The organism is Amycolatopsis acididurans (assembly GCF_012328925.1).
Lineage (GTDB): Bacteria > Actinomycetota > Actinomycetes > Mycobacteriales > Pseudonocardiaceae > Amycolatopsis_E > Amycolatopsis_E acididurans.
This window is the reverse complement of sequence record NZ_JAAXLS010000003.1, coordinates 297,650-311,337: the sequence shown is the minus strand read 5'-3', so window position 1 is coordinate 311,337 and position 13,688 is coordinate 297,650. Positions and strand designations below refer to the sequence as shown.

At 69.9% G+C, this 13,688-nt stretch carries 20 protein-coding genes; 8 read left to right on the top strand and 12 right to left on the bottom strand.

Annotated elements, in window-relative coordinates; all coding sequences use genetic code 11:
• Positions 1-77: 77 nt before the first annotated feature.
• Entirely contained in the window at positions 78-884 is an 807-nt protein-coding gene (locus HFP15_RS08120; protein WP_168513095.1) for a tyrosinase family protein, read from the top strand.
• Positions 884-1,342: a hypothetical protein gene (locus HFP15_RS08115; RefSeq protein WP_168513092.1), complete on the top strand. Its 459-nt coding sequence runs from the start codon at positions 884-886 to the stop codon at positions 1,340-1,342. The genes HFP15_RS08120 and HFP15_RS08115 overlap by 1 nt, the downstream gene beginning before the upstream one ends.
• A 74-nt stretch (positions 1,343-1,416) precedes the next feature.
• On the opposite strand, the gene HFP15_RS08110 is transcribed toward HFP15_RS08115, so the two are convergent.
• The 11 genes from HFP15_RS08110 to HFP15_RS08060 form a co-directional block, all read right to left on the bottom strand.
• Positions 1,417-2,019, bottom strand: coding sequence for a hypothetical protein (locus tag HFP15_RS08110; protein ID WP_168513090.1), 603 nt, complete (start codon positions 2,017-2,019; stop codon positions 1,417-1,419).
• A gap of 161 nt (positions 2,020-2,180) precedes the next feature.
• Positions 2,181-2,456, bottom strand: coding sequence for a gas vesicle protein K (locus HFP15_RS08105; protein ID WP_168513088.1), 276 nt, complete (start codon positions 2,454-2,456; stop codon positions 2,181-2,183).
• Complete coding sequence (locus HFP15_RS08100) at positions 2,449-2,643, bottom strand: gas vesicle protein (RefSeq protein WP_168513086.1); 195 nt, start codon at positions 2,641-2,643, stop codon at positions 2,449-2,451. Before HFP15_RS08100 ends, HFP15_RS08105 begins: the two co-directional genes overlap by 8 nt.
• On the bottom strand, positions 2,640-3,401 hold the full coding sequence (locus tag HFP15_RS08095; RefSeq protein WP_168513084.1) for a GvpL/GvpF family gas vesicle protein: 762 nt from the start codon (positions 3,399-3,401) through the stop codon (positions 2,640-2,642). Before HFP15_RS08095 ends, HFP15_RS08100 begins: the two co-directional genes overlap by 4 nt.
• Positions 3,394-3,735 carry a gas vesicle protein gene (locus HFP15_RS08090; RefSeq protein ID WP_168513082.1) on the bottom strand — a complete coding sequence of 114 codons (342 nt, stop codon included), beginning with the start codon at positions 3,733-3,735 and terminating at the stop codon, positions 3,394-3,396. The genes HFP15_RS08095 and HFP15_RS08090 overlap by 8 nt, the downstream gene beginning before the upstream one ends.
• Complete coding sequence (locus tag HFP15_RS08085; RefSeq protein ID WP_168513080.1) at positions 3,735-4,067, bottom strand: gas vesicle protein GvpO; 333 nt, start codon at positions 4,065-4,067, stop codon at positions 3,735-3,737. The genes HFP15_RS08090 and HFP15_RS08085 overlap by 1 nt, the downstream gene beginning before the upstream one ends.
• A gap of 9 nt (positions 4,068-4,076) precedes the next feature.
• The gene (locus HFP15_RS08080; protein WP_168513078.1) at positions 4,077-4,322 is read right to left on the bottom strand and encodes a gas vesicle protein GvpG; all 246 of its coding nucleotides are present in this window, start codon (positions 4,320-4,322) and stop codon (positions 4,077-4,079) included.
• 3 nt (positions 4,323-4,325) lie between these two features.
• A complete protein-coding gene (locus HFP15_RS08075; RefSeq protein WP_168513076.1) occupies positions 4,326-5,090 on the bottom strand; it encodes a GvpL/GvpF family gas vesicle protein in 765 nt (254 codons plus the stop codon).
• Position 5,091: 1 nt separating this feature from the next.
• Entirely contained in the window at positions 5,092-5,469 is a 378-nt protein-coding gene (gvpJ, locus tag HFP15_RS08070) for a gas vesicle protein GvpJ (RefSeq protein WP_168513074.1), read from the bottom strand.
• An 11-nt stretch (positions 5,470-5,480) separates the two neighbouring features.
• Complete coding sequence (locus tag HFP15_RS08065; protein WP_168513072.1) at positions 5,481-6,416, bottom strand: SRPBCC family protein; 936 nt, start codon at positions 6,414-6,416, stop codon at positions 5,481-5,483.
• A gap of 5 nt (positions 6,417-6,421) precedes the next feature.
• On the bottom strand, positions 6,422-7,045 hold the full coding sequence (locus HFP15_RS08060; protein ID WP_246271493.1) for a hypothetical protein: 624 nt from the start codon (positions 7,043-7,045) through the stop codon (positions 6,422-6,424).
• Positions 7,046-7,475: 430 nt separating this feature from the next.
• Here HFP15_RS08060 and HFP15_RS08055 point away from each other — a divergent pair, with 430 nt between their 5' ends.
• The 5 genes from HFP15_RS08055 to HFP15_RS08035 all read left to right on the top strand — a co-directional run bounded on the left by HFP15_RS08055 (position 7,476) and on the right by HFP15_RS08035 (position 11,204).
• Positions 7,476-7,670: a MerR family transcriptional regulator gene (locus HFP15_RS08055; protein ID WP_168513068.1), complete on the top strand. Its 195-nt coding sequence runs from the start codon at positions 7,476-7,478 to the stop codon at positions 7,668-7,670.
• 88 nt (positions 7,671-7,758) lie between these two features.
• Complete coding sequence (locus tag HFP15_RS08050; protein ID WP_168513066.1) at positions 7,759-9,159, top strand: fatty acid desaturase; 1,401 nt, start codon at positions 7,759-7,761, stop codon at positions 9,157-9,159.
• Positions 9,159-9,350 (top strand): ferredoxin, encoded by a 192-nt coding sequence (locus tag HFP15_RS08045; RefSeq protein ID WP_168513064.1) that lies wholly within the window; start codon positions 9,159-9,161, stop codon positions 9,348-9,350. Before HFP15_RS08050 ends, HFP15_RS08045 begins: the two co-directional genes overlap by 1 nt.
• 2 nt (positions 9,351-9,352) lie before the next feature.
• Complete coding sequence (locus HFP15_RS08040) at positions 9,353-10,567, top strand: NAD(P)/FAD-dependent oxidoreductase (protein WP_168513062.1); 1,215 nt, start codon at positions 9,353-9,355, stop codon at positions 10,565-10,567.
• A 1-nt stretch (position 10,568) separates the two neighbouring features.
• Positions 10,569-11,204 carry a TetR/AcrR family transcriptional regulator gene (locus HFP15_RS08035; protein ID WP_168513060.1) on the top strand — a complete coding sequence of 212 codons (636 nt, stop codon included), beginning with the start codon at positions 10,569-10,571 and terminating at the stop codon, positions 11,202-11,204.
• A 40-nt stretch (positions 11,205-11,244) separates the two neighbouring features.
• On the opposite strand, the gene HFP15_RS08030 is transcribed toward HFP15_RS08035, so the two are convergent.
• Positions 11,245-12,705: an NAD-dependent succinate-semialdehyde dehydrogenase gene (locus tag HFP15_RS08030; RefSeq protein ID WP_168513058.1), complete on the bottom strand. Its 1,461-nt coding sequence runs from the start codon at positions 12,703-12,705 to the stop codon at positions 11,245-11,247.
• Between the two features lie 83 nt (positions 12,706-12,788).
• Here HFP15_RS08030 and HFP15_RS08025 point away from each other — a divergent pair, with 83 nt between their 5' ends.
• Positions 12,789-13,688, top strand: a complete 900-nt coding sequence (locus tag HFP15_RS08025) for a LysR family transcriptional regulator (RefSeq protein ID WP_168513056.1) — start codon at positions 12,789-12,791, stop codon at positions 13,686-13,688.

The window sequence follows — 13,688 nt, the reverse complement described above, 5'->3', positions numbered from 1 at the left end:
GCCGCGCCGGTAACGAGATCCGGCCTGCGTCGACTTCCGGTGCGGCGACGATGCCCCGAACGCTGCCGGGAGGCGTGATGGCGGATCAGATCGTGGTGCGACCGGATGTGGAGCACGCCGATATCGCGGCCCTGCGCGACGCCTACGGCAAGATGCAGGCGCTGAGCGGGACGGACAACCGCAGCTGGATCTTCTGGGCGGACCGGCACGGGTTTCCCAGCTACTACTGCTGGCATCACGCGCAGGAAGGCCCGGGGCCCACCCAGTTCACCTACGATCTGTTCCTGCCGTGGCACCGTGCCTATCTGTCCTATTGGGAACACGTGGCCAGGGACCAGCACGACGGTGCGATCCCGCCCTGGTGGGACTGGACTTCCGAGCTGTCCCACCAGCAGGGCCTGCCCGCGGCCTACACCCAGGAACAGGTCGACGGCGGGCCGAATCCGTTGTTCAGCGGGCCGATGCCGGACATGCCCGACAACCCGGCGCGGCAGACCAGCCGCGATCCGGGGCCGCCGCGGCGGCTGCCGTCGGCAGGCAAGGTCGAGCAGGTGCTGGGCCTGACCCAGTACGAGGATTTCTCCAGCCAGCTGCAGGACATTCACGACGGCGTGCACGGCTGGGTCGGCGGCGACATGGGGGTGATCCCGACGTCGGCGTTCGACCCGGTTTTCTGGGCGCACCACTGCATGATCGACCGGATCTGGTACTTGTGGCAGCTGCGGCACGGTGTCACCAACATCCCGCCCCGCTACCTGAGCATGACGCTGGAACCCTTCGGCAAGACGGTGCAGCAGGTACTGGACGTCCACGAACTCGGGTACGAATACGCCGTCGCGAGCGTCAGCGCGCCCGGTCCGGCGTCGGCGAACGGTGGTGCGTGATGACTGTGTCCGCGATCTTCACCTCGGCTCCGCTGTCACTGAGTGAGCTCGATCCCTCCTTCTCCCGAGCGGACATCGAGTTCCACGGCATCGACCATTCCGGCGCGTCCTACGAGGGGCGGGTGTTTCTCAACAATCCGGCGGCGGGGGAGGACACCCCGGAGACGAGTGAGAACGGGTACGCCGGGTCGTTCCACATTTTCGGGCACGGCGGGTGTTTCGGCGACGAGGGGCATTGCCTGATCACGCCGCGGCGCACCTACGACCCGCGTCCGCCGCATCATCTGACGGCGGCGAAGAAGACGGTCATCGCCACCGAGGCGATCGCGCGGCTGCGCGACGCGGGCATCGCCCAGGTCACGGTCACGGTCGTGCCGGTCATCGCGGCGGTCACCAACCGGTGCGGCACCGAGGACGTGCTGGGGTTCGACCGGGTGGCGCTCACGACCTACCGGTGACTTCCCGGCGGGCCGCGACCCGACCCTCCGGCAGGGACGGCCTCGTACGAAAGCCGTCCCTTGTGGACGGTTCGTCAGATCTGGTCGAGTACCCAGCCGTCCACTTGGGCGAGTTTGTCCTTCGGCACGATCGCGGGCGCGCTGAAGATCACGTTGCGGGTCAGGCCGTGTGAGCGCTTGGCCGCGGCGATCACCGCGTAGCCGTCGGGCAGCTGGTAGAACACCGATGCCTCGCCCAGTCCCGGCACCGTGCTGGTCGGGACCTTGGCGCCCTGTGCGATCGCGTTGATCGCGTCGGCGGGGGTGAAGCTCTTCACGGTGTATTCGGCGACGTTCAACGCGAACGCGGTCTTGGCCGCATTACCGTAATGGCAGGCGAAGGTGCTGGCGACGTCGGTCGTCTTCCGCGGGACTTCGGTCGCGGTGACCTGGGTGTTGTTCGTGCCGCCCAGAAGCTGCTTGAGCGCGTCGATGGTCAGCAGCGGGCACGCGGCGGCCAGCTTCGCGACGGGCGCCGGTTTGTCCAGGGTGGTGGCGACCGGTGTGGACGGCGGCGGCAAGGTCGCGGCCGTCGGACTCGGACCGGTGTGCGGCTCGGCGGCGTTGCCGGTGCTGGAACAACCGGCGAACAGCAAGGCGGCACCCGACAGGGCGAAGGCCCCGATGACTCTCGACATGACAGTCAAGATAATCGACGGCTGTTCCGGCCGATCTCGTGTGCCGGTGCTGAGAAGGCCCAGCCCGGCCCAGCACGGTCTGGGCCGGACTGTGCCGGGCAGGGGTCAGCGCATCAGCTTGCGCCCTCAGCCATATGCGAGACCCCGGGCTTTCCCAACCGTCAGTCGCGGGGAAGGAGTGAGCCGAGTGGACCGAGGTCCAGATTGAGATCTTCCGGCTGCACGTCGAAATGCTCACACAGTTCGGCCATGCGCTCCTCGAGCCGCATCAGGGTCTGGCCGACGGCTTCGATCTGCTCGTCGGTGAGGTCGCCGTGGTCCACTCTGCGCAGTGCCTGCCGTTCCATGAGCTGCCGCAACAGTTCCACCACCGTGAGCACGAGGCTGACCAGGCTGCGTTCGGCGGTTTCCGGGTCGGCGTTGATGCGGTCAGTCATCGCGCGGCTGCAAAGCGCTGATCGAGGACAGCAAGGTACGCAACGAAATGCGCACGAGATCGACGTCGGCTATGGAGAGCGTCAGCTCGCCGCTGACGACGACGCCGCCGGCGAGCACCCGGTCCAGCAAGTCGATGAGCGCGACCGGCCGCTCCATGGCCGGCGAGGCCGGTACGGGCTGGGTCATTGGTCCTCCAAGGCGGCGAAGGAGTAGGGCGGCCAGGGGCCGGTCAGCTGGATATGGATCGCGTCGTTGCTCTCCTCACACGCGGTGACCGCTTCGGTGAACACCTGCTTGAGCTTGTCGTCGACGAGGTACGCGAGATTGCGGACCATCCGTGCGTGCTCACCCGCGAGCGCCCGGTTCTGCAGTGGATGCGCGCGGGTAGCCGCGGCGAGCGTTGCTAGTCCTAAGTGGACCCGGTCCGCCTGTTCGGCCATGTGCTGCTCGTGCTCTTCCCGCCAGGCCAGCGCGGCGCGCCGGCGGGCCAGATACGCCGTCCCGGCCCCGCGCCGGGACGAGCCCGCCTCGGCGGGGTCCGGTTCGGGCCGCGGGACGGCGAACATCTTGACGCCCCATTCGGTCCGCCCCGTGACGCGCCGGAGCGCCCGGTGGAAGTCGGCCGCGCGCTGCTCCAGCATCGCCCGTACCCGGTCGTCGTCGCGGTACACCGTGGCCAGCCGGATCGGCACGACCGGCCCGTCGGCCGCCACGGTGGCGATCACGGCGTCGTGCGCCCTGGCCACCCCGGAGAGCCAGTCCAGGTCTTCGAGGTTGCGGTACAACGCGTCTTCTCCGAAGCCGTCCAGCGGTACGTCCCCGACCACGGCGACCAGCCCGGCCGCTTCGACCAGCCGCGGCATCTCGCCGGAAACTCCGTGCGGAGGCGTGGACACGGGGCGGCCGGTCACCGTGTAGAGCCAGATTCCGCGATCCTCACTCACCCTGGCCGTCCTCCCGCCCGGCTTCGAGTTCGGCGACGCGCTCACGCAGCCGTTCGTTGTCCGCGCGCAGCTGCTTGCTGTCGCCGGTCAGCCACGGATCGCTTTCCCACCAATTGATCCCGACCTCCCGCGCCGTCTCCAGCGAGGCGATCACGAGCCGCAGCTTGATCGTCAGCAGCTCGATGTCGAGCAGGTTGACCTGGATGTCGCCGGCGATCACCAAGCCCTTGTCCAGCACCCGTTCGAGAATGTCGCCGAGGTTGGCGGGCTGGTGGTTGCCGCTCGCGCCGAGACCGGTCTGGGAGACCGCGCTGACGGGTTGCTCGGCGACCATCAGCTCGCTCCGTTCCCGGTGCCGGCCCGCCCGCGCGGGTACCTGTTCGTGCGGCGGTAGGCGAGCAGGCCGCCGTCGAAGTCCAGTTCGACCTCGTACAGCGCGAGCAGATCCGACGATGACGGGATCCGCCGCTCTTCGAGCACCTCGACCTCGACCAGCCAGCCGTCCTCGACGGGTTCCACCGACACGACGCCGACAGGTGTGCTCGTGATCAGCTCGCCGACGTGGCCGAGCGCCTTCGCCGCGATCTCTCGGGCGGAGAGGGTCTCGTCCTCGGCGGAACGCCTGCGCCCAGGCCGGTCGGTGTCGTCACGGGAATTCGCGGCCACCACCGGACATCACCCTTCCTTCTCCTGCTCGTTCGTCACGTTCAGCCGGTCCAGCACCTGCTGCTGGGCCTCGGCCTCCTGCTCCGGGGAGATCTCGCCCGCGGCCCTCGCTTGCTCGGCCGCCTCCAGTTCGCGCCGCACCGACGCGGGGCTGGCCGTTTCCTCGTCCACGCGGCGGCGCAGCAGCTCGCCCAGGGCGATCACGCCACGCACCGGTGCCAGCGGCAGGCCGAAGATCGTCGACAGCACTCCCATCGCCTACTCCCCGGGCTGCTCGGTGAGCACGAAGTCGTAGGCCGCGAGCGGGCCCAGCAGGCGGACGGTGGCCCGGCCCTCCCACTCCTTGGCCAGCTTTCCGACGGCGCCCTCGAGATCGTCGTGTTTCGCGGTCTCGGCCAGGCACGCGAGGTGCACCGCGTCTTCCTCGTGTGTCGGCTGGCGGGGCGCGATCTGGACCTCGAGCGGCGCGAGCGCGTCGGCCACGCGCTGGGTATCGGCCTCCCGCTTGGCGGCGATGGCGTTGTTGATCTGCTCGCCCAGCGCCATCCGTTCGTTGCGGGTGGCGTCCTCGGGCTTGCCGCGGATCGTCTCTCGCAGCTGGGCCAGCGATTCGTTCTCGTCGAGGATCTCCCGGAGCACGGTTTCCTCGACGTAGCGGGCCTTGACGACGTACTCGGCTCTGCCCTCCAACTCGTTCAACGCGGCGGTGAAGTCGTCCTGGTGTGCACGCAGCAATTCCTCCTCGACGGCTTCCTCGGTGGTGACGACCGCGCCGAAACGCAGTGGCAGCACCGGGGTTTCCGCGGCGGCCGCGTCGAGCAGTGCCGCGTGCGCGGTGAGATCCTCGGGCCTGCCCAGTGGCTGGTCGCGGGGAATCTCGCTCACCAGTGCGGCGATTCCGTCGCAGCGCACGGTCCGCACCTGGGCCGGTGGGTCGCCGATACCCTGGGCGTCCGGATCGGTCTCGACGTCGGCGGGCACGATTCCGTATATGTAGACGGCGGTTTCGGTCTCGGTGGCCATCTCAGCGGCTGCCTTTCCGTTCGTGCTCGTTCTCGCCGAGGATGTCGCGCAGCTTGTCGCCCGCGGCCTCGAGCGCACCGGCGGTCTTCGACTTGGCGCCGCCCCGGTTCACGTCCTCGAGCAAATCGGGCAGTCCCTTCTGCTCGGTGTCCGAGATGTCGAGCCGGTTCACCGCCTCGGCGAACCGGAGGTAGGTGTCGACGCTGGCCACGACCACGCGGGCGTCAATGGTCAGCAGCTCGATCCCGACGAGCGAGACGCGGACGTAGGCGTCGATCACGAGTCCCTTGTCGAGGATCGTGTCGATCACGTCCGCGAGGCTGCTCGAACTCGGACCGAGTCCGCCTCCGCCGCCGGACGGCTGCACGGCTGTCGTCATCGCGTGTTTCCTCACTCTCTGCCAGCGGTGGCATGGTCATCGGAAGGCTCGGGTTCTTCCTCGTTCTCGTTGTCGTTCTCGCTGTCGACGACCTCGCCGTCGCGGATCTCGCCACGCCAGCCTTCGAGGTCGTCGGGGTGCAGCAGCACGTCGGTCATGACGTGGCGGCGGAAATGCTTGAGTTCCAAGCGGACGCGGCGGCCCTGCGCGCGCCAGATGTTGCCGGTGCGCTCGAACAGCCCCTGCGGGTGGTACTCGAGCACGAGCACGACCCTGGTCAGGTCGGGCGTCAGTTCGTGGAAGGTGACCGCGCCGTTGACGTGCCCCTTCTCGCCCTCGGAACGCCACACGATCCGCTCGCCGGGAACCTGGTCGAGGATGGTCGACTCCCAGGACCGGTGCGACCAGAACACCTGCGCTTTCCATTCGAGTTTCTCGTCGCTGACCTGCTCGACGTTCTCGACCTTCTTCATGAAGCGCGGGAAGTCGGTGAAGCGCGTCCACTGGTCGTAGACGAGGTCGACGGGGGCGCCGATGTCGATTTCCTCGACGATGTTGGTGACCTTGATCTTGTCGCCCTTGCCACCTCCACCGCCGCCGGGCAGTGCGTTCTTGACCTTGTCCATGACGCCGGACAGGCCGCCCTTGAGGGCGCCCATGGCGGCCTTGCCCTTCACGCTGGGCTTGCCGCCGGTGAACGCTTCGAGCAGGCCGGCGCCGTTACCGCCGGCGTAGTCGTTCAGGCGGCCCGACGCCGAGCTGATCCGCTTCGCGAGTGAATCGGTGGCCCGCGCTCCGACGGTCTGCGCCAGGTTCTGCAGTGCGCCGGTCAGTTCACCGCCGACGGCCCCGGTCGCCTTCGACGCGGTCCCGGTGACGCCTTCGGTGACGGCCGACGTGGCCTCGGATGCCTTGCCGGTGGTCTTCTTCAGCTGGTCGGTGACCATGGTGTTCACCTCCCGGCGCGGCGCACCGGCGCGCGGCGGGACGTGCTACGCGTCCGCCGGCCGGACTCCGCGCTCTCGGACGAACCGGACTCACGCCGGCTCGTGGCTCGCCTGCGGACCGGACGTTCGGACTCTTCCTCGTCGCCACTGGACCGGCCGGTCGCGCGCCGGCGGGCCGGACGCCGCGTTTCGCCGTCTTCGGCCGAGCCGGTGTCCTCGTCCTCGGTCGATCCGGTGTCCTCTTCGGCCGAGCCGGCGTCTTCGTCCTCGGCCGACTCGGCATCTTCGGTCTGGGCCGATTCGGTGTCCTCGTCGTGGGCAGGCTTGGCCTCTTCGCCCTCGCGGTCCTGTTCGGTCTCGTCTTCGCCGTGGTGCTCGGCGCCGCCGGAGGATTGCTTGCCGTCCTTGCTCTCCTGCAGGCGGTCGCTGAGGGAGTTGATCCTGCTGCTCGCCGCCGTCACGGCCGCCGCCTTCGCGGCACCCAGCAGCTCGTCGCGTGCGATGTCGGTGAGCTTGCCCAGCTCCGCCGACGCACCGAGCTGCTTCAAACCGTTGCGCAGCAACGCCTGTGGTGAGGTGCCCGCCCGCCCGGTCGCCCCCGCCGCCGCGATCATCAGTGCGAGCCTCATCTTTTTCGTACGCCCCAGTAGGTAACCGGCACCGACTCCCAGTGCCAGTCTTGCTCCTGTCTTCATTCCTGTCCTCCTGATGCGGCGATCGACGGGTTCGGCCCACACGAGCTACCCGCGTTGCAAATAGTGAAAACGTCACGAGTGCAGAAAACAAAATTCAAGATTGCCGTGCAAGGTCAAGATCTATTAACGCTTCGGACGGCTCGTGAACGCGGAAATCCCGCTCAACCGCAAGGGAATCTCGTTGCCTACTCGCGAGTTGGAACACCGGTCGGGTACGCGGGGAATGCGAACGGAAACGGAAAGAAATCACGCGTCGCGCCCTTGCTCCACTTAGCCTAACCCTTCGGGGTGCATTCGGCGACATTCGTCGCAAGCGTCGCCACGGCGGCATTAACGCGAGCATTTGTATGTAATTGTTGATGTTGTGAGCGAAAACGAGGAACTCGTGCCGACCGGTACCGCCGCGCAGCGGATCGGGGTCCACCGGGGCACCCTCGTGCGCTGGTGGCAGCGAGGGCTCGTCGCGCCCGCGTTGATCACCCCGGGCGGGCAGGCGCGCTGGGACGTCGACAACCTCAAACGACAGCTCCGCGACCTGCGAGAGGAGGGGTCCGGGTAGGGGCAGCCCGCAACTTTACAAAGCACCACCTGTTGTCAAACGCGTTCGACATCACCTATGGTTTTGTAAACCAGTCATGGAGGGTGAGATGAGCGACGAGAAGGCAACGGTGCCTGCCGGCTCGACCGAGCACTGGACGGACCGCAAGCGCTACCTGTGGTTGATCGGCCTGGTCGTGCCGTCGCTGGCGTTCCTCGCGATCGGGCTGCACGCGGCGACCGGCTGGGGCGTGTGGTTCTGGATCGGGCCGATCGTGATCCTGGTGATCGTGCCCCTGATCGACCTGGTCGCGGGTCTGGACCGGAGCAACCCGCCGGACGATGTGATCGAACAGCTCGAGAACGACCGCTACTACCGCTGGGTGACCTACCTGTTCCTGCCCATCCAGTACGTCGGGTTCGCGGCCGCGTTCTGGCTGATCGCCCGGGGCGAGCTCGCGGTCGTGGACAAGATCGGCCTCGCGGTCTCGATCGGCTGCATCGGCGGCATCGGCATCAACACCGCCCACGAACTCGGGCACAAGAAGGAGAGCCACGAGCGGTGGCTGTCCAAGATCGCGCTGGCCCAAAGCTTCTACGGCCACTTCTACATCGAGCACAACCGCGGGCATCACGTGCGCGTGGCGACTCCGGAGGATCCGGCCAGCAGCCGTGTCGGCGAAAGCTTCTACCGGTTCTGGCCGCGCACGGTGTTCGGTTCGCTGAAATCGGCGTGGCGGCTGGAGCGCAAGCGGTACGCGCGGCGTGACCGGCATCCGTTCCGGCCCGGCAACGACGTGCTCAACGCGTGGCTGATGTCGGCCGTGCTGTGGGCGGCGATGATCGCGTGGCTCGGCGTCGGCATCCTGCCCTACCTGCTGATCCAGGCGGTGATCGGGTTCTCCCTGCTGGAAGTCGTGAACTACATGGAGCACTACGGGATGCTGCGGCAGCGGGTCGGCCCGCCCGAGCGGCGCCGCTACGAGCGCGTCGATCCCAGCCACAGCTGGAATTCCAACAACATCGCCACGAACGTGCTGCTCTACCACCTGCAGCGGCACAGCGACCACCACGCCAACCCGACCCGCCGCTACCAGACGCTGCGCGACTTCGCCGAATCGCCCGTGCTGCCCACCGGATACGCCGGAATGATCGTGCTCGCACTGGTCCCGCCGATCTGGCGCCGGGTGATGGACCCGCGCGTGCTCGCCCACTTCGACGGCGACCTCAGCCGGGCCAACATCCAGCCCGGCAAACGCGCGAAGGTCCTGGCGCGCTACGGGGTCACCGGCTGCACGGAGGTCGCCGCCGCCGCCGACACGCGTGGCGATGCGACCGACGGCGGAATGTGCCCCGGCTGTGGCTACGTCTACGACGAGAAGACCGGCGACCCGCGCGAGGGATTCCCGGCGGGCACACCGTGGTCGGCCATCCCCGATTCCTGGTGCTGCCCGGACTGCGGGGTCCGGGAGAAGATCGATTTCGTCGCACCGGGGCGGGTGAGCGCGTGATGCGGATCGAAGCCGACCGGGCCAAATGCGACGGCCTGGGCATGTGCGAGGCGATGGCGCCGGACTTCTTCGAGGTCGGCGACGACGGCACCGTGGTGGTGCTCGAACAACACCCGGGCGAGCAGCACCGGCAGGACATCACCGCCGCCGTCGACGCCTGCCCGGTGCTGGCGCTGAAGCTGAAGGACTGACGATGACCCTCGTGATCGCCGGAGCTTCGCTGGCCGGCCTGCGCGCCGTGGAATCCGCCCGCGCCACCGGCTACACCGGACGGATCGTGCTGATCGGCGCCGAGGAACACCTGCCCTACGACCGGCCTCCGCTGTCGAAGGCGTTCCTCGCCACGGACGGCCCCGGCAGTGTGGCGCCGTTCCGGACGGAGGCGGAGCTGCGCGACGACCTCGGCGCGGAGCTGATGCTGGGCGCCCCCGCGGACGGCCTCGACACCGCCGCTCGCGAGGTCTCGGTCGCCGGTACGGGGGTGCGCTACGACGCGCTCGTGATCGCGACCGGCGCGACGGCCCGGCCTTTCCCGGGGGCCGAGGGCATTGCCGGGGTGCACACGCTGCGCACCGCGGAAGACGCCTCCACCATCCGTGCCGCACTCGACCGCGGTGCGCGCACGGCGGTGATCGGGGCCGGGTTCATCGGCTCGGAGGTCGCCAGTGCGGCCCGCAAGCGCGGCCTGCCGGTGACGATCGTCGAAGCACTCGACGTGCCGCTCAGCCGCTCGGTCGGGCCCGAGGCCGGTGCGGTGTGCGCGGACCTGCACCGGGCTGCGGGCACCGGACTGCGACTGTCCACTGTGGTCAGTGGGCTGGAGACCGCCGGTGGTGCCGTGACCGGGGTCCGGCTGTCCACCGGGGAGGTGCTGCCCGCCGATCTGGTGGTCGCCGGTATCGGTGTCACGCCTGCGACGGGCTGGCTCGAGGGCAGCGGAGTTCCGCTGCACGAGCGCGACCGCGGGGTGCTCTGCGACGAAACCCTCGCGACCGGTGTTCCCGGTGTGTACGCCGCCGGCGACGTGGCCCACGTGCCGAATCCGCTGTTCGACGGCGAGCTGATGCGCCTGGAGCACTGGACGAACGCCGCCGAGCAGGGCGCCGCCGCGGCCCGGCACGCGCTCGACCCGGCGGCGGCGCGCCCCCTGGCTGCCGTGCCCTACTTCTGGTCGGACACCTACGACCACCGCATCCAGTTCGTCGGTACCCCGCACGCGGACGAGGTACTGGCCGCGGTGCCCGCGGACGCCGGGTTCACCGCGCTGTACCGGCGCGGCGACCGCGTCGTCGGCGCGCTCACCGTCGACCGGCCCCGCGAGATCATGAAATACCGGCGGCGTATCGCGGCCGGGGCGCCGTGGGCGGAGGCGGTCGCGTTCGCGGGCACCACCTGGGCGGCCGCCTAGGATGGCCGCCATGGGTGGGATTCTCTCGGCCGCGCCGGCCGCGGGCGGCCAGCACCGGCAGCCGATCATCCTCGCGGCGATCGAGCTGACGGCGACGATCGGCTGGTCGGCGGTCACGATGAGCAGGCTCGCCGAGCACGTCGGGGTGAGCAGGCAGACGGTCTACAACGAGGTCGGTTCCAAGGCCGCGCTCGCCGAAGCGATGATCACCCACGAGCTCGACCGGTTCCTCGGCGTCGTGCGGGAGGCGTTCGACCGGCATCCCGGCGATCTCGTCGAGGCGATCAACGACGCGGCCCGTGATGTCCTCGAACTGGCCGAGGACAACGTCCTGCTCCGCGCGATCGCCTCGGCGACGCACGGCGCCGACACCGAGCTGCTTCCGCTGCTGACCACCCGGGCGGGCACGCTCATCACCGAAGCCACGGAGATGGTCGGCCGGCGCGTGGCCACCTACCGGCCGACGCTGAGCGCCGAGCACATCCACGTGATGATCGACGTGGTCGTGCGGACCGTGCTCAGCCACATCATGCAGCCCTCGGGCACCCCGGCCCGCACCGCCGACGGCCTCGCCTGGCTGGCCGCCCGCGTCCTCGACGAACGGCCACGCAAACCCCTGCGCTACGACGAAGACTGACGGATGCCGGCTGCCACCGGGTTCCGTGGGTGGAAACGGCTCAGCGCCAGTCGATGCTCAGCGTCTGGGGCTCGGTGAACTCGTGGAGGCCTTCGTGGCCGCCCTCGCGGCCGAGGCCGCTCTGCTTGACGCCGCCGAAGGGGGCCGACGGGTCCGAGACGAGTCCGCGGTTGATGCCGACCATCCCGGCTTCGATCGCCTCGCCGAGCCGCATCGCGTCCTGGAGATCGCCCGCGAAGACGTAGGCCGCGAGCCCCGCCTCGGCGTCGTTGACGGCGGCCAGCAACTCGTCGCGCTCGCGCCAGGTGACGATGGGTGCCACGGGGCCGAAGATCTCCTCCCGCACGATGTCCGCGTCGGCGGGCACGTCGGTGAGCACGGTGGGCGCGAGGAAATATCCCGTCGTCTCCGCGGGCACCTGGGCGCGGGCGGCGATGCGGGCACCGCGGGCCAGCGCGTCGTCGATCAGGGCCGTGACCTTCTCCACCGCGGCCGGGCTGATCAACGGCCCGATGCCGTTGCCCGGATCCGCGGACGGGCCGACACGCAGCGCCTCCACCTCTTTACCGAAGCGCGCGGCGAACTCCCCGGCCACGTCGGCGTGCACGTAGAACCGGTTGGCGGCCACGCACACCTGCCCGCCGCCGCGGAACTTCGCGACCATCGCACCGGCGACGGCGGCATCGAGATCGGCGTCGGCGGTCACGACGAACGGCGCGTTGCCGCCCAGTTCCATGGACGCGTTGACGACGCGGTCCGCGGCCTGGTGCAGCAGGAGCTTGCCCACCCTGGTCGAACCGGTGAAGGAGATCTTGCGGACGCGCCGGTCCTCCAGCCACGCGCTCACCACGCCGGCGGCGTCGGTCGAGGGGACCACGTTGACCACACCGGCGGGCAGCCCGGCCTCGGTCAGCAGCCGGGTGATCGCGAACGCGGTCAGCGGGGTCTCGGCGGCGGGCTTGAACACGACGGTGCATCCGGCCGCCAGCGCCGGGCCGAGCTTGCGCGTGGCCATCGCGGCCGGGAAGTTCCACGGCGTGACCAGCGCGGCGATCCCGACCGGCCGGTAGGTCACCACGGTTCGGCTGCCACCGGTCGGCGCCGGGCCGTAGCGGCCTTCGACCCGCACGGCTTCCTCGGCGTACCAACGAAAGAACTCCGCCGCGTAGTCCACTTCGGACAGGGCGTCCGCTTGCGACTTGCCGTTCTCGGCGACGATCAGCGCGGCCAGCCGGTCGCGGTCGCGCACCATCAGCTCGCGCGTGCGGCGCAGGATGTCCGACCGGGTCCGCGGCGGGGTGCCCGCCCACGAGGCCGCGGCGGAGGAGGCCGCGCCGACCGCGGCGACGGCGTCCGCGGGCCCGCCGTTGGCGACGCTCGCGATCACCCGGCCGTCCGCGGGATCGTCCACAGTGAACTCTCCGGCGGACGCGGCGCGCCACCGGCCGTCGAGGAAGAGGCCGTGGGCGGGGTCGAGGGCGCTGATGAGGGACGCGGTCATGCGCTCATCGTCGGGTGAGCCATCCATGCCGTCCAGTGCCTGTTTCCTTGGCGACCTAGAACGTAGAGGCATAATCGCAGTTCATGGAGCTTCGGACGTTGCGGTACTTCGTCGCCATCGCCGACGCGGGCTCGGTCAGCGCGGCCGCGCAGAGCGTGCACGTGACCCAGCCTGCCCTGTCACGGCAGGTCCGCCAGCTCGAACAGGAGCTGCGGGTGGCGTTGTTCGACCGGCGGGCGGGACGGCTCGAGCTGACCGCGGCCGGGCGCCAGTTCCTGCCCGTCGTGCGCGATCTGCTGCGGCGCGCCGAGTCCGCGCGCTCGGCCGCCGAGGCCTTCGCGGCCGGGCGCCTCGTCCAGCTCACCATCGCCTGCACGTCCACGACGCTCACCGACGTGATCGCGCCGTTCCTGGCCACCTTCGGGCCGCAGGACCCGCTGCCCACGGTGCGCGAGGTGAGCGGACCGGACGCCGCACTGGACCTGCTGCACCAGGGCACCGACATGGCGATCATGACGCGGACCCCGCCCGCGGCCTGGCAGACCCGGGCGGTCGCGGTCGTCCCGTTGTTCGCCTACGTGCCCGCCGGCCACCCGTGGGCCGGGCGCGAGTCCGTGGGGCTCGGCGAGCTGGCCGCGCAGCCGCTGCTGGTGCTCGACCCGTCGTTTCGCCCGCGGCAGCTGCTGCAGGAGGCGCTGGCGGCCGGGGCACTCGGCATGGGGGAGCACGTCGAATGCGGCAACCCGCAGGTGGCGCAGGCGCTGGCCGCCGCGGGCCGCGGCATCGCCGTCGTCTCCGACGATCCGCGGTTCGGGCTGCACGCGCTCAAGATCGACACCCCGTCCGGGGGGCTGCGCATGAACCTGCACGCGGCCTGGGACCCCGGCCACCACGCGGGTCCCGCGCTGGCGGCGATCGCCGGGCGGGTGCGGGACTTCTGCGCCCGCCGCTACGGCGACGACGTGCTGCCGCCCGGGAACTGA